The following is a 20,888-nucleotide window of genomic DNA, read 5'->3' on the forward strand; positions in this document are numbered from 1 at the left end:
TGCCGAGTCTGTGACCAAGAATCCACCTCGGATGGGAAGGAGATGACGTGCATATAACCGCAGAAGACCTGGTCGGCGCCTGGAAACTCGAGCGCTGGGAGATCAGCTACCCTGCCACGGGCCGCGTGACCCGGCCCTTCGGCGAGGACGCCACCGGGATGATCCTGTACACGCCGGACGGCTACATGTCGGCCGTGCTGGCCGAGCGCGACCGGGGCTCGTTCTCCACGCCGGTCGTGCCGAAAGCGCCGGACGCGGAGAAGGTGCGGGCCTTCGACGGCTACATGCATTACGCAGGCCGATACTTCGTGGTGCAGGGCGACGTCCACCACGAGGTGGAGTTCGCGCTGAACATGGACCTGATCGGCACCACGCAGATTCGCGAGGCCGAGCTCGACGGCGACCGTCTCACCCTGTCCGCCGAGGAGCCGCTGGAGGGCGGCGAGATGCGCCGCCACCGTCTGCAGTGGATCCGCGCCTCGCTGGCCGGCGGGCTGCCCGGGTGAGGATCGCGAGCTTCCGCCACCGGGGCCGGCCGAGCTACGGCGTCGTGCGCGCCGGCGGGATCGTGGATGCCGGCCGGAAGCTCGGCGTGGAGCTTCCCGACCTGAGAAGCGTGCTGGCTGCCGACGCCATCGACGAACTCCACGCACTGGCCGCGGACGCCGAACCCGACCTGGCCCTGGCCGAGGTGGAATTGCTGCCCGTGATCACCCACCCGGACAAGATCCTCTGCGTCGGCATCAACTACCGGCCCCACGTGGAGGAGACCGGCCGCGACGCGCCGGAACACCCGGTGCTCTTCACCCGCTTCCCCGGCTCCCAGGTCGGTCACGGCCAGCCGCTGGTGCGGCCGTCCGTGTCGCACAAGTTCGACTACGAGGGCGAGCTGGCCGTCATCATCGGGCGCCGCGGCCGCCATATCGCCCCGGAGGGGGCGCTGCGCCACGTGGCCGGTTACTCCTGCTTCAACGACGGCAGCGTGCGCGACTTCCAGCGCCACAGCTCCCAGTTCACCGCCGGCAAGAACTTCGCGCGCAGCGGCGGCTTCGGCCCCTGGCTCACCACCGCCGACGAGATCGGCGACCCGGCCCGGCTGACGCTCGAGACCCGGCTGAACGGGGCGGTAATGCAGTCCGCGGACGTGGCGGACCTCATCTTCGACGTGCCGGCGCTGATCGGCTATTGCTCCACCTTCGCCGAGCTGCTGCCGGGCGACGTCATCGTCACCGGCACGCCGGGCGGCGTGGGCTACGTGCGCAAGCCGCCCGTCTATCTGCAGCCGGGCGACGTCGTGGAGGTGGATATCCCCGGCGTCGGCGTGCTGCGCAACGGCGTCGTTGACGAGGTCGACGTGCTCAGCGGCCGGGGACCCGACTGATCAGCCGAGGTGGCGCCTGAGGAAGTCGGTGGTTCGCCCGAAAGCGAGACAGGCTGCCTCCGGGTCGTAGTCGCCACGCCGGTCGCAGTTGAAGCCGTGCCCGACCCCCTCGTAGACGTGCACGACGGCCTCCGGATTGGCGGTGCGCACCTGCTCCACCTGTTCCATGGGGATGTGGGCATCCCGGTCGCCGTAGTGGAGCATCACCGGGCAGGCGGGCGAGAGGTCGGTCATGTTGTGGATGCCGCCGCCGTAGTAGCCCACCGCCGCCGCCAGCGGCAGTTCGGCGGCGCAGCGGTAGGCCTGCGCGCCGCCCCAGCAGAAGCCGACCGCGCCCACCTTGCCGCCGCGGGTCGCCTGCTCGACGCCGGCAGCGAGGTCCAGGATGGTCTGGCGCGGATCCAGCCGCCCGACGAGGTCCCGTCCGCGGCCGATGTCCGCATAGTCGACGGTGATGTCCCTGCCGAGCCGGTCGAATACCGCCGGCGCCACGGCCAGGAAGCCGGCCTCGGCGAACTGGTCGCAGACGTCGCGGATGTGGTTGTTCACGCCGAAGATCTCCTGGATGACCAGCACCCCGCCGATGGGTGTGCCTCCCGGCGGTGCGATCGCGGCGCCGAGCACGTGGCCGTCGGCGGCGGTCAGCTCGATGTCGTGCGCCATGCTCAGGCCTCCACGATTTTCTGGTCGATGGCGCCGAAGATGCTGTTGCCCTCGGCGTCGAACATCTCGATGCGGACCCGGTCGCCGAAGCGCAGGAAGGGCGTCTTCGCCGCGCCGTCCTCGACCGTCTCCAGCATGCGCCGCTCGGCGATGCAGCTGGAGCCGCGGCTGCGGTCGTAGTTCGAGATGGTGCCGGAGCCGATGATGGTGCCCGCGCCGAGGCGCCGGGTCTTCGTCACGTGCTCGATCAGCTGCAGGAAGTTGAAGGTCATGTCCACGCCGCACTCCGGACGGCCGAATTCCTCGCCGTTCAGCGTGGTGACCAGCGGCAGGTTGAAGGTGCCGTCCTGCCAGGCCTCGCCCAGTTCGTCCGGGGTGACGGCGACCGGGGAGAATGTGGTGGAGGGCTTGGACTGGTAGAAGCCGAAGCCCTTGGCCAGCTCGCCCGGGATCAGGTTGCGCAGCGAGACGTCGTTCACCAGCATCAGCAGCCTGATGTGGCCGGCCGCCTCGCCGGCGCCGGTGCCCATGGGCACATCATCGGTGATCACCGCTGTCTCGGCCTCCATGTCGATGCCGTAGTCCTCGTCCGGTACGGGTATGTCTTCCAGCGGCCCGAGGAAGTCGTCGGAGCCGCCCTGATAGACGAGCGGGTCGTGCCAGAAACTCTCCGGCATCTCCGCGCCCCGGGCCTTGCGCACCAGCTCGACGTGATTCACGTAGGCGCTGCCGTCCACCCAGTGGTAGGCGCGCGGCAACGGCGCATCGAGGTCGGCCATATCCAGGTCGAAGGCGCCCTCGGCGGTACCTTCGTGGAGTTCGTCGGCGAGCGCCTGCAGGCGCGGAGCCGCGGTCTCCCAGTCGTCCAGTGCGGCCTGGAGGGTGGTGGCGATGCCGTCCGCAGCGACGGCCCGTTTCAGGTCGCGGCTGACGACGATCAATCGGCCGTCGCGCCCGCTCCTGAGGCTGGCGAGTTTCATGTGATTCCCCTCTAAGCGTGTATCGGATGAATTGTCCGATGAATTGTCCGATGAATTGTCGAATCCGCGCGAAGCATGGTAGACAGGAAGCCGGGCAGCCGCAATTGGACCGCAATCCGATCACATGAGCAGACAGGACGCGCCCTGGATCGTGGGCTGGCGTGAATATCTCGACCTGCCGGATCTGGGCCTGAGCCGCATCAAGGCCAAGGTGGATACGGGCGCACGCACCTCCACGCTGCACGCGCTGGACATCGAGCACTTCGAGGAGGAGGGCAGGGAGCGCGTGCGCTTCCTGGTCCATCCGCAACATCGCGCCGACGACCTGGAGGTGGTCTGCACCGCCGACGTGGTCGACCGGCGCGGCGTGCGCAGCTCCATCGGCCACCGTCAGCACCGGGTGGTGATCGAGACCACGCTCGCGCTCTCGCCGGAGCTCGTCTGGCCCATCGAGGTGACGCTGACCTCGCGTTCGGACATGCGTTTCCGTATGTTGTTGGGCAGGACGGCGCTGCGCGGGCACATGCTCGTGGACCCCGGCCGCTCCTATCTCACCGGCGGGCGGCCCGCGCGCATCGACGCGGCCAGACGGCGCAGAAAGACACGTTGAACGGGCTGCCGGGCCGTGCCCCGGCGCTGAAGGAGGACCTCTATCTTGAAGATCGCAATACTCTCGCGCAGGCGCTCGATCTACTCCACCCGCAGACTGATGGAGGCGGGCGAGGAGCGCGGCCACGAGATGCACGTGATCGACCACCAGCGCTGCTACATGGACATCACGTCGCACAAGCCGTCCGTGCACTACAAGGGTGCCACGCTGAAGGGCTTCGACGCCGTGATACCGCGCATCGGCGCCTCGGTGACGTTCTACGGCACCGCGGTGCTGCGCCAGTTTGAAATGATGGGCGTCTTCCCGCTGAACGAGTCGGTGGCCATCAGCCGCTCGCGGGACAAGCTGCGGTCCCTGCAGCTGCTCTCCCGGCGCGGCATCGGCCTGCCGGTCACCGGCTTCGCCAATTCGCCGGACGACACCGAGGATGTGCTGAAAATGACCGGCGGCGCGCCGGTGGTCATCAAGCTGCTGGAAGGCACCCAGGGCGTGGGCGTGGTGCTGGCGGAGACCCGCAAGGCGGCCACCAGCGTAATCGAGGCGTTCCGCGGACTGAACGCGAACTTCCTCGTGCAGGAATTCATCGCCGAGGCGGGCGGTGCGGACATCCGCTGCCTCGTGGTGGGCGGCAAGGTGGTCGCGTCGATGAAGCGCCAGGGCAAGGAGGGCGAGTTCCGCTCCAACCTGCACCGGGGAGGCTCCGCCTCACTGGTACGCATCACGCCGGAGGAACGCTCCACCGCCGTGCGCTCCGCGAAGATCATGGGGCTGAACGTCGCCGGCGTGGACATCCTGCGCTCCAATCACGGTCCCGTGGTGATGGAGGTGAATTCCTCGCCCGGGCTGGAGGGCATCGAGGCGGCCACCGGCAAGGACGTCGCGGGCCTCATCATCGGCTTCATCGAGAACAACGCGAAGCCCGGCAAGACGAAGACCAAAGGTGTCGGCTGAGCGTAGCGGGGCGGGCGGCCGCCCCATCGAGATCGGCGGCCATACCGTGCGCCCCGGTGAACGGGCGAGCATCGACCTGCCGGCGGCGGATCTCTACACCCACACGGAAATGACCATGCCCGTGCAGGTCATCAACGGCCGGCGGGCCGGGCCCGTGCTGTTCGTCTCGGCGGCGGTGCACGGCGACGAGATCAACGGGGTGGAGATCATCCGCCGCCTGCTGAAGCGGCGCGCGCTGCGCAGCCTGCGGGGCACGCTGCTGGCGGTGCCGGTGGTCAACGTGCTCGGCTTCCTGAACATGTCGCGCTACCTGCCGGACCGCCGCGACCTGAACCGCTCCTTCCCGGGCAGCGAGAAAGGCTCGGCGGCGGCGCGCCTCGCGAACCTCTTCGTCACCGAGATCGTCGACAAGGCCGACTACGGCATCGATCTGCATACCGGCGCCATCCATCGCGCCAACCTGCCGCAGATCCGCGCCGACCTGGATCACGAGGAGACGCGCGAACTCGCCAGCGCCTTCGGCGTGCCGGTGATGATCAACGCGTCGGTGCGGGAGGGTTCACTGCGCGAGCTGGCGGCGAGCCGTGACGTGCCCCTGCTCCTGTACGAGGCGGGCGAGGCGCTGCGTTTCGACGAGCTCGCCATCCGCGCCGGCGTCCGCGGCATCCAGCAGGTGATGCGTCGCCTCGGGATGCTGCCTGCCGGGAAGTCGAAGCGCCGCGAATCCAGTCCGGTCACCGCGCTCGACAGCGGCTGGATCCGCTCGCCCCAGAGCGGCATCGTGCACGCCACCGTGCGCCTCGGCGACTACGTGAAGAAGGGCGACGTCATCGCCAACGTGCGCGACCCACTCGGCGCTTCGGACACCGTCATCCGCGCCACCGACGACGGCGTGGTGATCGGGCTGTCGAAGCTGCCGCTGGCGCACGAGGGCGACGCCATCGTGCACGTCGCGGCCTTCGATCAGCCCACGCGGGTCGCCCGCAGCGTGGAGGAGTTCCACCGCGGTCACGGCGCCGACGAACCGGCGACCGGCTGAGGGTCATGCGGGATTGCTGCGGCGGCCGATTATGTTGCACTGCCGCGACATACGGACGGCTTTCTGCCCCTGAAATTTGACACTTCGTGGGGTTTCTGCCACCTTTCAAATCCCGACAATTTCATCGACCATCGCGTGCCGGGTATACGACCTTCAGGTACACACTGGGGCGGGGGAACACGATGCACTGATCCCGTCACGACGATGGACACCGCGGCCCCACTGGGGCCGCTTTTTTGTGGCGGAACGCGAACTGTCGCCGGGCCGCCAGCCACTCGACAGCCACCAGCCGCCATCCGCCCCTGAATCGCCGTTCGTTTGAATTGCCGCCCGCCGCGGCGCAGAATCCCGCGGAACGCGGTCTGCAGCAAAGGGAGTAAGGCATGGGCAAGTTCGGTACGGGCCAGGCGATCAGGCGTGTCGAGGACCAGCGTTTCCTCACCGGTACCGGCCGCTACCTGGACGACGTGGCGCCCGCAGACGCGGCCGTGTTGTATTTTCTGCGTTCGCCTTTTCCCCATGGCGTCATCAGCGAACTCGATCTGGACGAGGCGCGGGAGGCGCCGGGCGTGCTGGGGGTCTATACCGCCGCGGATCTGGTGGACGCCGGCTTCGGCGAGCTGCCGGGATCGGCGGTGCCGAAGAGCGACGGGCATCCCGGACACGCAGCGGTGCAGCAGCCGCCGCTCGCGCGCGAGGTGGTGCGTTACGTCGGCGAACCCGTCGTCGCCATCGTGGCCGAGACTCTCGCCGCAGCCAAAGACGCGGCCGACCTGATCCTGTTCGACGTCGACGAACTCCCGGCGGTCACCGGCCTGGCGGATGCGCTGGCCGACGGTGCGCCGCGGGTGCACGACGACGTGGAGGGCAATCTGCTCGGCATCATGACCCACGGCGACGCGGCGGCCACCGACGAGGCCTTCGCCGGCGCCGAACACGTGGTCGAACTCGAACTCGTCAATAACCGGCTTGCGCCGACGGCCATGGAGCCGCGGGGTTGCGTGGCCGTGTACGACGGCGGCGAGGACGCCTACACGCTGTATCAGGGCTGCCAGGGCGTGCACAACCTGCGCAAGCACGTGATGGCGGCCACCGGTATCCCGGAAGACCGGCTGCGCGTCGTCTCGCCGGACGTGGGCGGCGGCTTCGGCCTGAAGATGTTCCTGCAGTGCGAGACCGTGGCCGCGCTGCATGCGGCGAAGAATCTCGGCCGGCCGGTGAAGTGGCTGGCGGAGCGTTCCGAGAGCTTCCTGTCCGACCTGCACGGCCGCGATCAGATCTCCCGCGCCGAACTCGCCCTGGACGGCGAGGGCCGTTTCCTCGCCATGCGGGTGCGGACCGACGGCAACGTCGGCGCCTACACGTCCCAGGCGGGCGCGTTCATCCCCTGGTTCGGCGCGGTCATGCTCACCGGCGCCTACGCCATCCCGGCGGCTTACGCGGAGATCCGCCTCGCCGTGACGAACACCGTCCCGGTGGATGCCTACCGGGGCGCCGGCCGCCCCGAGGCCATCTACCTGGTCGAGCGCCTGGTGGACAAGGCGGCCCGTGAACTCGGCATCGATCCCGCCGACATCCGGCGGCGCAATTTCATTCCCCCCGAGGCGTTCCCGTACAAGACCGTGACGGGGCAGGTGTACGACTCGGGCGAATACGCCCGTCTGCTGGATGCCGCGCTCGAGCGCGCCGACCGGGCGGGCTTCGACGAGCGGCGCAAGGCCTCCGCGGCGAAGGGTCTGCTGCGTGGCATCGGGCTCAGCTATTACGTCGAGATCTGCTCGGCCATGGGCGGCGAGGACACCCACGTGCGCTTCGAGGAGGACGGTACGGTGACCGTGCTCATGGGCACCCAGTCCACCGGCCAGGGCCACGAGACCAGCTACGGTCAGATGGTGGCGGCGGGGCTCGGCGTGCCGCTCGAGCGCATCCGCGTGCTGCAGGGCGACACGAAGACCATCCCCACCGGCCAGGGCACCGGCGGTTCACGGTCCATGGCGATCGGCGGCTCGGCGCTGACGCGCACGGTGGAGACCGTGGTCGAGTCGGGAAAGAAGATCGCGGCGGGACTGCTGGAGGCGGACGCCGAGGACATCGAGTTCGAGGACGGCGATTACCGCATCGTCGGCACCGATCGGGTGGTGGCGCTGCCCGAGGTGGCCAGGGCCTCCTTCGACGACGGGTCGCGGCCGGACGACGTCCGGCCCGGTCTCGCCTCCAGCGAGCATTTCACGCCGGAGGCCGGCACGTTCCCGAACGGCTGCCACGTCTGCGAGCTCGAGGTGGACCCGGAGACGGGTATGATCGAGATCCTCCGCTACACGGTGGAGGACGACGTCGGCAACGTGATCAACCCGCTCATCCTGGAAGGCCAGATCATGGGCGGCATCGCCCAGGGGCTCGGCCAGGCCCTGTTCGAGGAGGCTGTCTACGATCACGACACGGGCCAGCTGCAGACGGCCACGTTCATGGACTACACCATGCCCCGGGCCGACCGGCTGCCCGGCATCGACTTCCATTACACGGAGGTGCCGTCGCCGCGCAATCCGCTGGGCGTGAAGGGGGCGGGGGAGGCCGGCACCGTCGGCGCGCCGCCGGCCCTCGTGAATGCGGTGATCGATGCGCTGGCGCCTTACGGCATCGAGCATCTCGACATGCCGCTCACACCCTTGAAGGTGTGGCGGGCCATCCGGGCGTCGCGGCCGGCGGCGTGAGGCGGCTCAGGTGATGCCGCGGCGCCAGTCGGCGACCCTGATCGCCTTCACGCTGGCCGCTGCCGTGGCCGGTGCGACGGAACGAGACGGGGCCGGAGAGGAACGCTACATTTTCGCCTGGCCGTTCATCGACACCAGCGAGATGGCGCCTCGCGGCGGCACCACCGAGGGGCCCGAGGTCAACGTCGATACGGCACCGAGTACAGCCTGGCGGCGGCTGCGCGAGGAGGGCCTCGACAAAAAGGAGCGAGACCGACGAGCGATCCTGGCGATGGCCGGTCCCTACCGGGCAACCTTCGATTTTCTGGAGACTGTGGGTTTCTCCGCCGGTTTCGAGCCCGCCCGCCCGTTCCGCTCCTGGGGCACGGAGTACATCTACGTCGTCGCCGACGAACCGGATTTCATCAGCCTTCAGCACGTCATGGTCATGTTGTTCCGGCAGCAGGACGGTTCCCTGTCCGACCCCATGGTCATAAAGCACTGGCGTCAGGACTGGCGCTACGAAGACCCCGTCATGCACGTCTATGCCGGTGACCGACGCTGGCGCGAAGCGCGGCTCGACGGAGAAGCGGTGGAGGGCCGGTGGACCCAAGCGGTCTACCAGGTGGACGATTCGCCTCGCTACGAGTCCTTCGGCGAGTGGGTGCACGCCGACAGTTACTCTCTGTGGGAGAGTGCCGAGACCTGGCGTCCCCTGCCGCGCCGGGAATTCAGTGTGCGCGAAGACTACGATGTCCTGGTCGGCACCAACCGGCACACCATCCTCCCGGACGGCTGGGTGCACGAGGAGGACAACCGCAAGGTCGTGCTCAGGGCGGAGGGGGGCGGCATCGTTCCCGCGGATACCCTGGCCCGTGAGGCCGGCGTCAATCGCTACCAGCGCATATCGGATTACGACTGGTCGGCCGGCGAGCGCTATTGGCAGCGCACGGCTCCGTTCTGGCGGCAGGTGAGGGCTGCTTGGAGCGAGATCCTCCGGCGGCATGAAACCGTTCGCGTCGCGAAGCAAGCCGACGGCCGCAGTCTGGTCATGACGATGTTCTCCCTGGCGGAAAGTACCACCGCAGACGGCTTCGATGCCGACACGACCCGTGCGCAGATCGACACCGTGCTGGACCGTTACGTCGACGATGCCGGAACGTCGCGCAGCGCCGACTGAGCGCCGCCGGCGGAGCCGTCGCTGAAGCCGCGACCGTTTCCGATGCAACCTGTGGTATTTTCCACCCGGTAAGCGGGCGATCCCTGCCCGCTCCAAGGGAGAGAAACGATGAGAACGATAAGAAAAGCGATCTGCGTCGCGGCGCTCTGCGCCTCGTCCATGGCCATGGCCACCGGTGCCTGGGCTGCCGAAGAGTGGCCGTTCACCTCCGGTGACTACTGGGAAGTGACCGGGATCGACATCAAGGACGGCGGCGGCTACAAGTATGCCAAGTGGCTGGCGAGCGAGTGGCGGGAGAATCTCGAATTCTCCAAGTCGAAGGGCTGGATCAAGGACTACATGATCCTTGCCAACGTGTACGAGCGCAGCGGCGAGCCGACGATCTACCTCATCCGTGTCATGGAGGACGTACCGACGGGCGCCGAGGGCGAGAAGCGTCAGGAGGAGTACATGGCCTGGCGCAAGAAGAGCATCGAGCAGATGCAGGGGGAGAGCGGTAATCGTGCCGAGTACCGTGAGGTCATGAGCTCCTCGCTGCTGCAGGAACTCAACTTCCGGAAGTAATCTCCGGCGCACGGGGCTCCCGGTCTGCGGATCGGGAGCCCCGCTGCGTTGTGGCGATCGGGTGATGCCGTGGCCAAGGGCCTTCGGCACCTTCACGCGCTGAGAAATTCCGTTAGACTATCGGGATGCTTCGCCTCCGCGCACGATTCCTGGCCCGCTGCACGGCGATCGCGCTGGTCGCGATCCTGGCCGGGCAATTTGCCGTCGCCGGCCATGCCGCGGTCGCCGATCACGGCGTCGGCGAGCAGTGCGACGTCTGCGTCGGCGGCGATCGACTCGCCCACGGGCTGTCGCATACGGTCGCCGAGCTGCCTGCGGTGCCGGTGGCACCCGCCGTCACCGCCCCGGTGGCGACCGGGCATCCCGTTTTCCCGCCCCGGCACGGCCACGCCCGGGCACCTCCGCGCCTCTGATCATCAGTCGACCGACCATCACCGTGTCACCGTGCCGCCGGCAACAGGCCGGCACGGCATCTGCTGATCCGATCAGAGGAATGAGAAATGCGTATTTCGCGACTGGCTGCGGCGTTGCCCGCAGCATTATTGTGTGCCGGCGCCCTGCAGGCCCAGGAAGTGTCCGGCCAAGCGGCTGAGGACACGATCGAGGAGATCGTGGTCACCGCGGCGCCCCTGGGCGACGTGCTGCAGCCCACCAGCGTCTTCAAGGGCGCCGAACTGTTCACCGACCGTGCGCCTACCCTGGGCGAGACCCTCGCCGCACAGCCCGGCGTGAGTTCCAGTTACTTCGGGCCGGCATCGTCCCGCCCCATCATCCGCGGCCTGGGCGGCTCTCAGGTCATCATGCTCTCCGACGGCATCTCGTCGCTGGATGCGGCGGACGTGAGTGCCGACCATGCCGTGAGCATCGAGCCGCTGCTGGCAGAGGCCATCGAGATCATCCGCGGCCCGACGACGCTGCTCTACGGCAATTCGGCGGCCGGCGGTGTCGTGAACGTGATCGACAACCGCATACCGCGGCGGCCTGCCGAGGAGCCGCTATCCGGCGCCATCGAGGCCCGCGCGGATACCGCCGCCGAGGAGCGGGCCCTGGTGGGGCGCCTGGACGGCGGCGCCGGCAGCTTCGCCTGGCATCTCGATGCCTACACGCGGGAGACCGACGACGTCGAGATCGACGGCTACGCCACCGCCGATCCGGACGACCGGGAGGAAGACGAGATGTCCGGCATCCTGCCGAACAGCTACTCCGAATCCGACGGTTACTCCGCGGGCGCCTCCTGGGTGGGCGAGCGGGGCTTCCTCGGCTTCTCCTGGAGCGACTCCGACATGACCTACGGCCTGCCCGGTCACAGCCACGAGCACGAAGAGGAACATGGCGAGGAAGAGCACGGCGAGGAGGAGCATGCCGGCGAGGAAGAGGGCGGTCCGTTCATCGAGCTGGAGCAGTCGCGGGTCGACGTGCGCGGCGAGTACGCGCTGAACGGCGAATACTTCGAAGCGGTGAAGTTCGCCTGGGGTATCAACGACTACGAGCACGCCGAGATCGAGCCCTCCGGTGAGATCGGCACCCTGTTCGAGAACGATGCCTGGCAGGCCAGGGTGGAGGCCATCCATGCGCCCATCGCCGGCTGGCGGGGTGCCTTCGGCCTGCAGCTCGACGACCGGGATTTCTCCGCCGCGGGCGAGGAAGCCTTCATCTCGCCGACGAACACCGAGTCTCTCGGCCTGTTCCTGGTGGAGGAGCGCGACTATGACTGGGGTCACGCGCACCTGGGCGGCCGCGTGGAGTTCCTGGAGCACGCCAACGAGCTGTCGACCGATTTCGACGACACCTCCGTCTCGCTGGCCGCCGGCATCGACTTCGAGATTGCGCCCGACTACACCCTGATGCTGAACGTCTCGCGCACCGAGCGCCTGCCGGCAGCCGAGGAGCTCTACGCCAACGGACCCCATCTGGCGACCGGCCAGTTCGAACTCGGTCTCGCGGTACTGGGCACGGACCCCGACAAGGAGGTCTCGGTGAACTACGACATCGGGCTCTCCGGCCGCGGCGGGCGTCTGCGCTGGGACGTCCACGTCTTCTACAACCGGATCGGGGACTACATCTTCCAGAACCTGACCGGCGCGGAAGAGGACGGGCTGCCGGTGGCGGAGTATGCCCAGGCCGACGCTGACTTCTACGGGGTCGAGGCCGAGGCGACGCTCTTGCTCGGCCGCCTCGGCGATTTCGAAGCCGAACTCGACCTGCTGGGTGACTTCGTCTACGCGGAGCTCGACGACGGCCGCTACCTGCCCCGTATCCCGCCGATGCGCCTCGGCACGGGACTCACCCTGCGCAACGATGTCCTGACCACCTCGCTGGACGTTCTCTGGCATTCGGAGCAGGACAATATCTCCTCGTTCCGGACCGACAGCTACACCATGGTGGACCTGTCCGCGATCTATGCCATGACGCTGCAGGAGACCCGGCTGGACCTCTTCGTCCGTGGCACGAATCTGCTCGACGAGGCGGCGCGGCGCAGCACCTCCTTCCTGGCGCCCTATGCGCCGCTGCCCGGCCGCTCGTTCCACGCGGGCGCGCGTCTGCGCTTCTGACCGGCGGAGGCCGCGCCGCATCCGCGCGGCGCGGCCTCTCGCCGCCGGCGCCCTGCGCCGGCAGGCGTATCGTGTATATTGCCGGTCAGGGCAAGGAGACTCTTCATGCAGCAACTGACCGGCCTCGACGCCTCTTTCCTCTATCTCGAAACGGCTGCCACCCCCATGCACGTGGGCAGTCTGTGCATCTACGATCAGTCGACGGCGGCCGGCGGCCACGTCACCTTCAAGCAGATCATCCGCTTCTTCGAGGAGCGCCTGCACAAGGCGAAGACGTTCCGGCGGCGGCTCGCGAACGTGCCCCTCGGCCTGGCGCGTCCCTACTGGATCGAGGACCCGGAGTTCGACCTGGAATTCCACCTGCGCCACATCGCGTTGCCGAAGCCGGGCGACTGGCGCCAGCTTTGCATTCTGACCGCGCGGCTGCTAGCCCGACCGCTGGACCTGAACCGCCCCCTGTGGGAAGCCTGGGTGATCGAAGGGCTGGACAACGTCGACGGCATCCCGCCGGGCAGCTTCGGTCTCGTGACCAAGATCCACCACTCGGCCATCGACGGCATCTCCGGTGCCGAGATCGCCGCGGCCATCCACAGCCTCACTCCCCACGACCAGGCGGAGCCGCCGCCGCGGCCCTGGGTGCCGGAGCGCGAGCCCACCGACGTGGAGCTGCTGGCCCGCAGCGCCGCGGGCATGGCGGGTACGCCGCTGAAGATCGGCAAGCTGGTGCGCCACGTCGCGCCCACGCTGCCGAAGCTGGCCACGGGCCTGGTGCGCCGCGACATCAGCCTGCCCCGGTCCGTGCCGCGCACCCGTTTCAACGCCAACGTCTCGGCCCACCGGGTCTTCGACGCGCGCACCTTCGCGCTGGACGAGATCCGCGGCATCAAGGGCTTCGTGGAAGGCGCCACGGTGAACGACGTGATCGTCAGCGTCTGCGGCGGCGCACTGCGCAGGTACCTCGAAGCGAAGGGCGAGCTGCCCGACGAATCGCTGATCGCGATGGCGCCGATGAGCGTGCGTTCGGATCGGCAGCGCGGCGCGGAGGGCAACCGGGTCAGCGCCATGCGCCTGCCGGTGGGCAGCGACATCGAGGATCCGCTCGAGCGCCTGCGGGCAGTGCACGCCGCGAGCGACGAGGCCAAACGGTTCACGCGCACCGCCGGGCCGGAGCTCAGCATGGAGCTGGCGGAATTCCTGCCCACGACCACGTCCGGGCTCATGGCCAAGGCCTTCGGCCGCTGGCACATGGCCGAGCGCCTGCCGCCGCTCTTCAACACGGTGATCACGAACGTGCCCATCAGCAATCATCCGCTGTACTCCATGGGCACGAAGATGGTCGCCTACTACGGACTCGGGCCGGTGGTCCACGGCGTCGGCCTGTTCCAGCCGGTGATCGGCTACGACGGCAAGATCACCGTCAGCGCCATCTCCTGCCGGGAGATGATGCCCGACCCGGCGTTCTACTGTGAGTGCCTGCAGGCGTCCTTCGACGAGCTGAAGGCGGTGACTATCGCTACTGCAGGCAAGCGGGCGAGGGCCGTGGTGGGCGGCGGCGCGGAGGCGGCCCCGGAGTCCGGCGGCAGGAAGGCGGGAGGGAAGAAGCCTGGCAGCAAAAAGGCCGGCGCAAAGAAGCCCATCGCGAAGAAGGCCGCCGCGAAGAAGGCCGCCAGAAAGAAGAGCATGCGGAAGAAGAAGGCGGCCGCGCCGACGTCGTCGGAGCCGCAGTCCGGCTAGCGCTCCAGCGTGGGCACCAGCCCGGGGCGGAGGATCGCGCGGGTCGCCTGCTCCAGCGCGTAGGCGTAGCCGATCAGCTGCGGCTCGGTCCACGGGCGGCCGAACAGCGTTACGCCCACCGGGAGGCCGTGAATGTTGCCGGCCGGCAGCGTGAGCGAGGGATACCCGGATACCGCACCCAGCCGCGAACTCGAGATCGTGTAGTTGTCGCCGGCGACGAAGTCGATGGGCCAGGCGGGCGAGTTCGTCGGTGCGATGATCGCATCCAGGCCGTGCTCCTCCATCACCGCGTCGATGAGGCGGCGCAGCGCCGGCCCGCTGTTCTCCCGCGCCGCCAGGTAGGCCTCGTCCGTCAGCGGTCCCCGGGACCCGGCCTGCTCGAAGATCTCCTGGCCGAACCAGGGCATGGTCTCGTCGGCGCGAAGCTCGTTGTAGCGGATCAGTGCGGCCAGGCTGCCCCGGTCGCCTTCCATGCCGGCGTTGCCGAGGTAACGATTCAGGCCGTCCCGGAACTCGTACAGGAGTACCTCGTATTCGGCCTCGCGCACGCCGGCGGGGATCTCGAGGCCGATCGGGTCCACGACCTCGGCGCCGAGTTCGCCGAGCCGGGCGATCGCGGCGTCGAAGATCGCCTCGACGCGGGGCTCCGAGCCTGCACCGTAGTACTGGCGCCAGACGCCGATGCGCGCGCCTGCCAGCGCGCTGGTGTCCAGCATGGCGAGATAGTCCCGCGGGCCCGGGTGCGCCCCGGCCGCGGGGTCCGCGTTATCGGGTGCCGCCATGCCGGCGAGCATCAGCGCCGCGTCGCGGACGCTGCGTGCCATCGGGCCGGCCGTGTCCTGGCTGAGCGCGATGGGGATGATGCCGTCCCGGCTGACCACCCCGAGTGTGGGCTTGATGCCGACGACGCCATTGGTGCCCGCCGGACAGACGATGGAGCCGTTGGTCTCCGTGCCGACGGCGAGCACCGTCAGCCCCGCGGCGACGGCGACTGCCGAGCCGCTGGACGAGCCGCAGGGATTGCGGTCGAGCACGTGGGGGTTGCGGGTCTGCCCGCCGATGCTGCTCCACCCGCTCACCGACCGGGTGGAGCGGAAGTTCGCCCACTCGCTGAGGTTGGCCTTGCCCAGGATGACGACGCCGGCGCGACGGAGCGCGGCGACGTGGAAGGCGTCGTCCGGCGCGCGATGCAGCGCCAGGGCCACCGAGCCGGCGGAGGTGGCCATGCGGTCGCCCGTATCGATGTTGGCCTTCAGGATCACGGGTATGCCGTGCAGTGGCCCGCGCTTCTCCCCGACGGCGCGCTCCTGGTCCAGGTCCCGCGCGATCTCGATGGCGTCCGGATTCACCTCGATGATGGCGTTGAGCGTGGGGCCGGCGTCGTCCAGGGCTTCGATGCGGTCGAGGAACCGGCGCACCAGCTGCTCGGAGGTGAGATCGCCGCGATCCATGCGTTCCTGGAGCGCGGCGATATCGGCGTAGTGGAGGGCGCTCGCCGCGTCGTCTGCGGCGGCATAGGAGGCACCAGGAAGCAAGCCGGCGAGCAGGCAGATCAGACTGAGGGTGAGCGTGCGAGTGATGTCTCGCGGCAGGCAATGCAGCATGGGAGACGCCCCGGTATGGCAACGCCGCCCATTGTAAAGGTTCCGCCGCGATCGGGCAGGTTGCCGGGCTGGGGACCTCTGGCCGTTCAGGCGCTGCCGAAAGCGCGGCCGCCGGCGCGCGCGCTGCTGCCGTCGGCGCCGTAGACCGGCGCCGCGCCCTCGGGCGCCCCGCGCAGCACGTCGAGCGCACGCCCGATCTGCCGCTGGCGCAGATGGACGATGGCCCCGTTGGCCGCATTCGCGTCCCGGCAGCGTCCGGCCACCGCGCCGAGTTCCCGCCACAGACCGCTCAGCGAATGAGCCGGCGCGCAGGCCGCGAGTACCGCCTCGACACCGCCCTGGTCCGCCGGGTAGCCGTGGTCGGCGAGCAGGCGGCGGCGCCGTCCGTCCAGTTCGTCGAGCCGGGACAGAAGTTCCTGCTTGCCGGCGCCGGCCGTGTGCAGCGCCGCGGCGTCCCGCGCCTCGAGCGCGGCGCGCTCGGTCGCGAGCGCCGACTCCAGTCGCTGCGCGGTCGCAAGCGCCTCACGGATCACGGTCTCGAGTGCGCCTGCGCAGGCTGTCGCGTCCGCCTGGCTCATGAGTCGCTGCCGAGGCTCCTCTCGAACATCATCAGACGCGCCGCGATCTTCTCCGCATCGATCTCGTAGTCGCCGCTGGCGATGGACTCCATGATGGCGTCCAGACGCTCGTTCTGCATTTCCAGGCTCTCCAGCATCGAGCTCATGCGCTCCATCATCTGCGCGCTGCTGGTGAGCTGCACGGTCTCGCCGCCCGGTGCCGGCGCTTCCTTCGCCTGACCGGTGCGCTGCGCCGCCCCCGCGGTCGGCCGGCTGCCGCCGACCCCGTTCGGGCCGATCGGCTGCCCCTGATTCGTTCCGTCAATCTTATTGGACATAACTGGCTACCTCAGACATGAGTCTGTGTTATCCCGCTTATCGGCGATTCCGCGTGAAACTTTAGCATCGAGTGACAATTTCTTTACCGTGCCGCATATGGTCAATTCATCCTAATTTCAACGAGTTCGGGGGACCGTACTATCCCCTCGACGACTCGCCGGGAGGAGACGTTCTCCACCCGGATGCGCTGGTCCAGGGCGCCGTCGGACAGGGCCCGCCCCGCCATGCGGATCTCCATGCTGCCGTTGTCCACGACCAGGGTCACTTTCTGGCCCCGGCGGACGATCTGCTCTGCGTCCACCATGGTGTGGGTGAGCGGCGTGCCGGCGAGCACGGGGCGCTTCAGCCGCCGCCCCGGCAACTGGCGCAGGCTGCCCGCATAGGTCTTCAGGTGACTGGACAGGTCGCGCCTCTCCGTGTGCACGTCGCCGGCGGTCAGCACGTGGCCGCGGGGCAGCGAGCGCGAGACCACCAGCACGTCGGCATAGCGGGCGATGCGCACCGGCACGAACAGCTTCCAGGGCTTCGAGCCCTCGCAGCGCACGCCCACCACCAGGCGGTTGCCGTTGCCCATCCCGTTGGGCAGGAAGCCGGACAGCGGCACGTCGCAGCGGTTCATCCGCAGTCGGGTGTCCAGCTCGCTGGCCTCCACGCGGACGTCCTCGCCGTCCGCGCCGAGCTGGCCCGCCGCGTAGCGGGCCGCGGTCTCGCGGATGGACTCGACCGGCTGCCAGTCCGCCGCGGCGGCCCCGGAAGCGAATAGTACGAGCACGACAAACAGCGCGAGCGCGGCCGACACGGGCCATCCGCGCCGGTTTTCAGTCGCTGCCGTCAATGTCCCGTCATTTTGCATACGTGGTTCCTCGTCGTCCGGAAGCGGGCCTGGGTGCCCGGGATACGCCGTATGCGGTGCATCCCGCGTTCCCTGTGCGGCCGCTCCCGCCCGGCTCCGTTTCCGGTCGCCATCATTGATGCAAGAGCTGTGCCAGTGATTCCGCGGATCGCCGGGCCGCGGGGCCGCGTGCGGGACGCCTGTTGTCCGGTATCCGGCTGCAGTCCTTTGCCGCCGGCAGCGGCAGCCCTTTGCCGCTCCGGGCCATTTGCCGGGGCGACATCCATGAATATCAGCCACTTGCAGAGTTGGCACGGCATTTGCTGTGAATCCGGCGGAAGCGGGCGAAGTGCCTGCCAACCAGAGAGACACGATGAAGATCGACCCTTTCGGACAACACGCACTCGCACTGAAGCTGCGCTCGATGCGCACCGAGGTGCTGGCGACCAACATCGCCAATGCGGACACGCCCAATTACAAGGCGCGTGATCTGGATTTCGGTGCGGCGCTGGAGCGCGCGCAGTCCGGGCGGGTCGCCATGGCGAAGACCCACGCCGGCCATCTGGATGCGAGCGGCGGGCCGGCGGGGGCCGAGCTGAAATACCGGCTGCCGCACCAGCCGTCCCAGGACGGCAACACGGTGCAGCCCGACGTGGAGCAGGCGCAGTTCGCGGAGAACGTGCTGCGTTACCGCGCCAGCCTCATGTTCCTGGACGGCAAGGTCCGCACGCTGAAGCTCGCGATCAAGGGGAGTGAGTGATGTCGATGTTCCGGATATTCGATACCGCGGGTAGCGCGATGAACGCGCAGTCCCTGCGTCTGAATACCACGGCCAGCAATCTGGCCAATGCGGAGAGCGTCAGCGGCGACCCGAACAAGGTCTATCGCGCCCGCCATCCGATGTTCGCCACCGCCATGCAGGAGGCCGCCGGCGCCGGCGAGAGCCATGCCGCGGGTGTGAGGGTGCTCGGCATCGTCGAGAGCCAGGCGCCGCTCACCGTTCAGCATCGGCCGGAGCATCCGGAGGCCGACGAGAACGGTAACGTCTACCTCAGCAACGTCAACGCGGTGGAGGAGATGGTCAACATGATGTCGGCCTCGCGCTCCTACCAGAACAACATCGAGATCCTGAAGACCACGCGCGACCTGATGCTGCAGACACTGCAGCTCGGCCGCTAGCGTCCGTAACCAGAGCCGGTAAGCCGGAGGAGAGCACATGGATTCCATCAACGGTTTCGAGGACCTGGGCAGCCTGGGGATAGCCACCCGGCGCGAGTCCCAGCCCACCACGGCAAAGGACGAGCTGGGCCAGGAACAGTTCCTCGAGCTGATGATCGCCCAGTTCCGCAACCAGGATCCCATGGAGCCGATGAGCAACGGCGAGTTCCTGAGCCAGCTGGCGCAGTTCGGCACGGTGTCGGGCATCGGCGATCTGCAGAACTCGTTCAGCGCACTGTCCGAGTCCATCTACTCGGACCAGGCGCTGCAGGCCGCGGGGCTCGTCGGCCATCAGGTGCTGGCCCGCACTGATCAGGGCCATCTGGCCGAGGGCGGAACGCTGAACGGCGCCGTCAATCTGTCGGCCGGCGCCTCCGCCGTGACCGTGGAGATCACCGACCAGACCGGCCAGCTGGTGCGCCGCCTCGAGCTGGGCGGCCGGGGTTCCGGTCTGACCCAGTGGCAGTGGGACGGCATGAACGCCGAGGGCGAGCCGGCCGCGCCGGGCAATTACCGGGTGTCGACCATCGTCAGCCGGGGCAACCAGGTAGAGAACGCGCAGACGCTGGTCGGCGCCACCATCGAGAGCGTGACCCTGGGCCGTAACGGCCAGGGGCTGACGCTGAACATCGCGGGAGAGGGTTCGCTCAGGCTGAGCGAGGTCGACCGCATCCTCTGATTCGTTTAGCCATACGCAGAGTCACAGTCATCGGGTATTCCTTCAAGGAGACAACACCATGCCATTTCGCATCGCATTGAGCGGCCTGAATGCCGCATCGGCTGACCTCGGGGTCACCGCCAACAACATCGCCAACGTGAACACGACGGGCTTCAAGGGTTCCCGGGCCGAGTTCGCCGAGGTGTTCGCCGTCGGCACCCAGAGCACGGGCTCCTCGGCGGTCGGCTCCGGCGTGCGCCTGTCGAACATTTCCCAGCAGTTCGCCCAGGGCAACGTGGACTTCACGGACAACGCGCTGGACCTCGCCATCGGCGGCGAAGGCTTCTTCGTGCTGAGCGACAACGGCTCGCGGGTCTACACCCGCGCCGGCAACTTCAGCGTGGACAACAACGGCTTCGTCGTGAACCCGGCCGGCAAGCGTCTGCAGGCCTATCCGCCCTCCGGCGACGGCAACTTCAACACCGGCTCGCTGAACGACGTGCAGCTCAGCACCGGCGCGAACCCGCCCCAGTCCACCACGGCGATCGACTACGGCGTGAACCTGCCGGCGGACGCCGAGCCGCCGACGATCGTGCCTTTCGACCCGGCGGATCCGAACACCTTCAATCACACGACCTCGGTCACCATCTACGACTCGCTGGGCGCGGCCCACACCGGCACGCTGTACTTCCTGAAGGATGCCGCCACCAACACGTGGAATACCCAGTTCACCGTGGACGGCAACGTCGTGGGTGCCGGCGATCAGCTGGTCTTCGGCAATGACGGCCAGCTGCAGTCGCCCGTGGGCGGCGTGATCAACCTGCCGGCCTATGCGCCCGGCAACGGCGCGGCGGACATCACGATGTCCCTGAACCTGGACGGTGCGACCCAGTTCGGCAGCAACTTCGGCGTGAACTCGCTGTCCCAGGACGGCTTCGCGACCGGACGCCTGACCGGCATCGAGGTGACCTCCGAGGGCATCCTGTTCGCCCGCTTCACCAACGGCCAGTCGACGGAACTCGGCAAGATCGCGCTGGCGGACTTCGCCAACGCGGGCGGCCTGCAGCAGCTCGAGGACACGGCCTGGGGCGAGAGCTTCACCTCCGGTGACGCCCGCCTCGGCGAGGCCGGCACCTCGAGCTTCGGCCTGATCCAGTCCGGTGCCCTGGAGGCGAGCAACGTGGATCTCACGGAGCAGCTCGTGAACATGATCACGGCGCAGCGCAACTTCCAGGCCAACTCGCAGATGATCTCCACGGCGGACACGGTGACCCAGACGGTCATCAACATCCGCTGATGACGAACATCGACCGGCGCAACCCTGAACGATGGACAT

The 20,888-nt window shown here is 68.4% G+C and carries 21 protein-coding genes; 15 read left to right on the forward strand and 6 right to left on the reverse strand.

Translation table 11 applies throughout. The features are described from left to right. Nucleotides 1-47: 47 nt before the first annotated feature. On the forward strand, nucleotides 48-506 hold the full coding sequence (locus tag ACJMK0_RS14035; RefSeq protein ID WP_405239104.1) for a lipocalin-like domain-containing protein: 459 nt from the start codon (nucleotides 48-50) through the stop codon (nucleotides 504-506). Continuing rightward, nucleotides 503-1,381 (forward strand): fumarylacetoacetate hydrolase family protein, encoded by an 879-nt coding sequence (locus tag ACJMK0_RS14040; RefSeq protein ID WP_405239106.1) that lies wholly within the window; start codon nucleotides 503-505, stop codon nucleotides 1,379-1,381. The genes ACJMK0_RS14035 and ACJMK0_RS14040 overlap by 4 nt, the downstream gene beginning before the upstream one ends. Here ACJMK0_RS14040 and ACJMK0_RS14045 read toward each other — a convergent pair whose 3' ends face one another. Both ACJMK0_RS14045 and ACJMK0_RS14050 read right to left on the reverse strand, forming a co-directional pair. Beyond that, nucleotides 1,382-2,044: a dienelactone hydrolase family protein gene (locus tag ACJMK0_RS14045; protein ID WP_405239108.1), complete on the reverse strand. Its 663-nt coding sequence runs from the start codon at nucleotides 2,042-2,044 to the stop codon at nucleotides 1,382-1,384. It abuts the gene before it with no gap. A 2-nt stretch (nucleotides 2,045-2,046) separates the two neighbouring features. After that, nucleotides 2,047-3,024 carry a fumarylacetoacetate hydrolase family protein gene (locus ACJMK0_RS14050; protein ID WP_405239110.1) on the reverse strand — a complete coding sequence of 326 codons (978 nt, stop codon included), beginning with the start codon at nucleotides 3,022-3,024 and terminating at the stop codon, nucleotides 2,047-2,049. 124 nt (nucleotides 3,025-3,148) lie between these two features. On the opposite strand from ACJMK0_RS14050, the gene ACJMK0_RS14055 reads away from it, so the two are divergent. From ACJMK0_RS14055 to ACJMK0_RS14095, 9 genes are all read left to right on the forward strand, one after another. After that, a complete protein-coding gene (locus ACJMK0_RS14055) occupies nucleotides 3,149-3,634 on the forward strand; it encodes an ATP-dependent zinc protease family protein (protein WP_405239112.1) in 486 nt (161 codons plus the stop codon). 45 nt (nucleotides 3,635-3,679) lie between these two features. Next, nucleotides 3,680-4,585, forward strand: a complete 906-nt coding sequence (gene rimK, locus ACJMK0_RS14060) for a 30S ribosomal protein S6--L-glutamate ligase (RefSeq protein WP_405222847.1) — start codon at nucleotides 3,680-3,682, stop codon at nucleotides 4,583-4,585. Next, nucleotides 4,575-5,624 carry a succinylglutamate desuccinylase/aspartoacylase family protein gene (locus tag ACJMK0_RS14065; RefSeq protein WP_405239114.1) on the forward strand — a complete coding sequence of 350 codons (1,050 nt, stop codon included), beginning with the start codon at nucleotides 4,575-4,577 and terminating at the stop codon, nucleotides 5,622-5,624. The genes rimK and ACJMK0_RS14065 overlap by 11 nt, the downstream gene beginning before the upstream one ends. Nucleotides 5,625-6,007: 383 nt before the next feature. Further along, nucleotides 6,008-8,335, forward strand: a complete 2,328-nt coding sequence (locus ACJMK0_RS14070; RefSeq protein WP_405239115.1) for a xanthine dehydrogenase family protein molybdopterin-binding subunit — start codon at nucleotides 6,008-6,010, stop codon at nucleotides 8,333-8,335. Nucleotides 8,336-8,348: 13 nt separating this feature from the next. Then, entirely contained in the window at nucleotides 8,349-9,494 is a 1,146-nt protein-coding gene (locus ACJMK0_RS14075) for a DUF6607 family protein (protein ID WP_405239117.1), read from the forward strand. Nucleotides 9,495-9,602: 108 nt separating this feature from the next. Continuing rightward, the gene (locus tag ACJMK0_RS14080) at nucleotides 9,603-10,058 is read left to right on the forward strand and encodes a hypothetical protein (protein WP_405239118.1); all 456 of its coding nucleotides are present in this window, start codon (nucleotides 9,603-9,605) and stop codon (nucleotides 10,056-10,058) included. 125 nt (nucleotides 10,059-10,183) lie between these two features. Continuing rightward, nucleotides 10,184-10,471 carry a hypothetical protein gene (locus ACJMK0_RS14085; RefSeq protein WP_405239120.1) on the forward strand — a complete coding sequence of 96 codons (288 nt, stop codon included), beginning with the start codon at nucleotides 10,184-10,186 and terminating at the stop codon, nucleotides 10,469-10,471. A gap of 87 nt (nucleotides 10,472-10,558) precedes the next feature. Continuing rightward, nucleotides 10,559-12,610, forward strand: coding sequence for a TonB-dependent receptor (locus tag ACJMK0_RS14090; protein ID WP_405239122.1), 2,052 nt, complete (start codon nucleotides 10,559-10,561; stop codon nucleotides 12,608-12,610). A gap of 105 nt (nucleotides 12,611-12,715) precedes the next feature. Beyond that, complete coding sequence (locus ACJMK0_RS14095; RefSeq protein ID WP_405239124.1) at nucleotides 12,716-14,344, forward strand: WS/DGAT/MGAT family O-acyltransferase; 1,629 nt, start codon at nucleotides 12,716-12,718, stop codon at nucleotides 14,342-14,344. Here ACJMK0_RS14095 and ACJMK0_RS14100 read toward each other — a convergent pair. From ACJMK0_RS14100 to flgA, 4 genes are all read right to left on the reverse strand, one after another. Further along, nucleotides 14,341-15,948: an amidase gene (locus tag ACJMK0_RS14100; RefSeq protein WP_405239125.1), complete on the reverse strand. Its 1,608-nt coding sequence runs from the start codon at nucleotides 15,946-15,948 to the stop codon at nucleotides 14,341-14,343. The two genes, ACJMK0_RS14095 and ACJMK0_RS14100, sit on opposite strands and share 4 nt — an antisense overlap. 86 nt (nucleotides 15,949-16,034) lie before the next feature. Continuing rightward, nucleotides 16,035-16,526, reverse strand: coding sequence for a flagella synthesis protein FlgN (locus ACJMK0_RS14105; protein ID WP_405239127.1), 492 nt, complete (start codon nucleotides 16,524-16,526; stop codon nucleotides 16,035-16,037). Continuing rightward, the gene (flgM, locus tag ACJMK0_RS14110) at nucleotides 16,523-16,843 is read right to left on the reverse strand and encodes a flagellar biosynthesis anti-sigma factor FlgM (protein WP_405239129.1); all 321 of its coding nucleotides are present in this window, start codon (nucleotides 16,841-16,843) and stop codon (nucleotides 16,523-16,525) included. The genes ACJMK0_RS14105 and flgM overlap by 4 nt, the downstream gene beginning before the upstream one ends. A gap of 101 nt (nucleotides 16,844-16,944) precedes the next feature. Beyond that, nucleotides 16,945-17,643: a flagellar basal body P-ring formation chaperone FlgA gene (flgA, locus tag ACJMK0_RS14115; RefSeq protein WP_405239131.1), complete on the reverse strand. Its 699-nt coding sequence runs from the start codon at nucleotides 17,641-17,643 to the stop codon at nucleotides 16,945-16,947. Nucleotides 17,644-18,049: 406 nt separating this feature from the next. Here flgA and flgB point away from each other — a divergent pair, with 406 nt between their 5' ends. The 4 genes from flgB to flgE are packed head-to-tail and all read left to right on the forward strand — an operon-like array spanning nucleotide 18,050 to nucleotide 20,849. After that, a complete protein-coding gene (gene flgB / locus ACJMK0_RS14120) occupies nucleotides 18,050-18,436 on the forward strand; it encodes a flagellar basal body rod protein FlgB (RefSeq protein ID WP_405239133.1) in 387 nt (128 codons plus the stop codon). Continuing rightward, nucleotides 18,436-18,855 (forward strand): flagellar basal body rod protein FlgC, encoded by a 420-nt coding sequence (flgC, locus tag ACJMK0_RS14125; RefSeq protein WP_405239135.1) that lies wholly within the window; start codon nucleotides 18,436-18,438, stop codon nucleotides 18,853-18,855. Before flgB ends, flgC begins: the two co-directional genes overlap by 1 nt. A 37-nt stretch (nucleotides 18,856-18,892) precedes the next feature. Further along, complete coding sequence (locus ACJMK0_RS14130) at nucleotides 18,893-19,573, forward strand: flagellar hook assembly protein FlgD (protein WP_405239137.1); 681 nt, start codon at nucleotides 18,893-18,895, stop codon at nucleotides 19,571-19,573. Nucleotides 19,574-19,631: 58 nt separating this feature from the next. Continuing rightward, nucleotides 19,632-20,849, forward strand: a complete 1,218-nt coding sequence (gene flgE, locus ACJMK0_RS14135) for a flagellar hook protein FlgE (protein WP_405239139.1) — start codon at nucleotides 19,632-19,634, stop codon at nucleotides 20,847-20,849. The last annotated feature ends 39 nt before the right edge of the window (nucleotides 20,850-20,888 follow it).

This window comes from Lentisalinibacter orientalis, from assembly GCF_040706535.1.
Classification (GTDB): Bacteria; Pseudomonadota; Gammaproteobacteria; order Steroidobacterales; family Woeseiaceae; genus Lentisalinibacter; species Lentisalinibacter orientalis.

What these genes read in the sequence shown, in the direction of transcription:
- ACJMK0_RS14045 (WP_405239108.1), bottom strand. Translation starts at nt 2,044, where the DNA reads ATGGCGCACGACATCGAGCTGACCGCCGCCGACGGCCACGTGCTCGGC.
- ACJMK0_RS14050 (WP_405239110.1), bottom strand. Translation starts at nt 3,024, where the DNA reads ATGAAACTCGCCAGCCTCAGGAGCGGGCGCGACGGCCGATTGATCGTC.
- ACJMK0_RS14055 (WP_405239112.1), top strand. Translation starts at nt 3,149, where the DNA reads ATGAGCAGACAGGACGCGCCCTGGATCGTGGGCTGGCGTGAATATCTC.
- ACJMK0_RS14070 (WP_405239115.1), top strand. Translation starts at nt 6,008, where the DNA reads ATGGGCAAGTTCGGTACGGGCCAGGCGATCAGGCGTGTCGAGGACCAG.
- ACJMK0_RS14075 (WP_405239117.1), top strand. Translation starts at nt 8,349, where the DNA reads ATGCCGCGGCGCCAGTCGGCGACCCTGATCGCCTTCACGCTGGCCGCT.
- ACJMK0_RS14080 (WP_405239118.1), top strand. Translation starts at nt 9,603, where the DNA reads ATGAGAACGATAAGAAAAGCGATCTGCGTCGCGGCGCTCTGCGCCTCG.
- ACJMK0_RS14085 (WP_405239120.1), top strand. Translation starts at nt 10,184, where the DNA reads ATGCTTCGCCTCCGCGCACGATTCCTGGCCCGCTGCACGGCGATCGCG.
- ACJMK0_RS14090 (WP_405239122.1), top strand. Translation starts at nt 10,559, where the DNA reads ATGCGTATTTCGCGACTGGCTGCGGCGTTGCCCGCAGCATTATTGTGT.
- ACJMK0_RS14095 (WP_405239124.1), top strand. Translation starts at nt 12,716, where the DNA reads ATGCAGCAACTGACCGGCCTCGACGCCTCTTTCCTCTATCTCGAAACG.
- ACJMK0_RS14100 (WP_405239125.1), bottom strand. Translation starts at nt 15,948, where the DNA reads ATGCTGCATTGCCTGCCGCGAGACATCACTCGCACGCTCACCCTCAGT.
- ACJMK0_RS14105 (WP_405239127.1), bottom strand. Translation starts at nt 16,526, where the DNA reads ATGAGCCAGGCGGACGCGACAGCCTGCGCAGGCGCACTCGAGACCGTG.
- flgM (WP_405239129.1), bottom strand. Translation starts at nt 16,843, where the DNA reads ATGTCCAATAAGATTGACGGAACGAATCAGGGGCAGCCGATCGGCCCG.
- flgB (WP_405239133.1), top strand. Translation starts at nt 18,050, where the DNA reads ATGAAGATCGACCCTTTCGGACAACACGCACTCGCACTGAAGCTGCGC.
- flgC (WP_405239135.1), top strand. Translation starts at nt 18,436, where the DNA reads ATGTCGATGTTCCGGATATTCGATACCGCGGGTAGCGCGATGAACGCG.
- ACJMK0_RS14130 (WP_405239137.1), top strand. Translation starts at nt 18,893, where the DNA reads ATGGATTCCATCAACGGTTTCGAGGACCTGGGCAGCCTGGGGATAGCC.
- flgE (WP_405239139.1), top strand. Translation starts at nt 19,632, where the DNA reads ATGCCATTTCGCATCGCATTGAGCGGCCTGAATGCCGCATCGGCTGAC.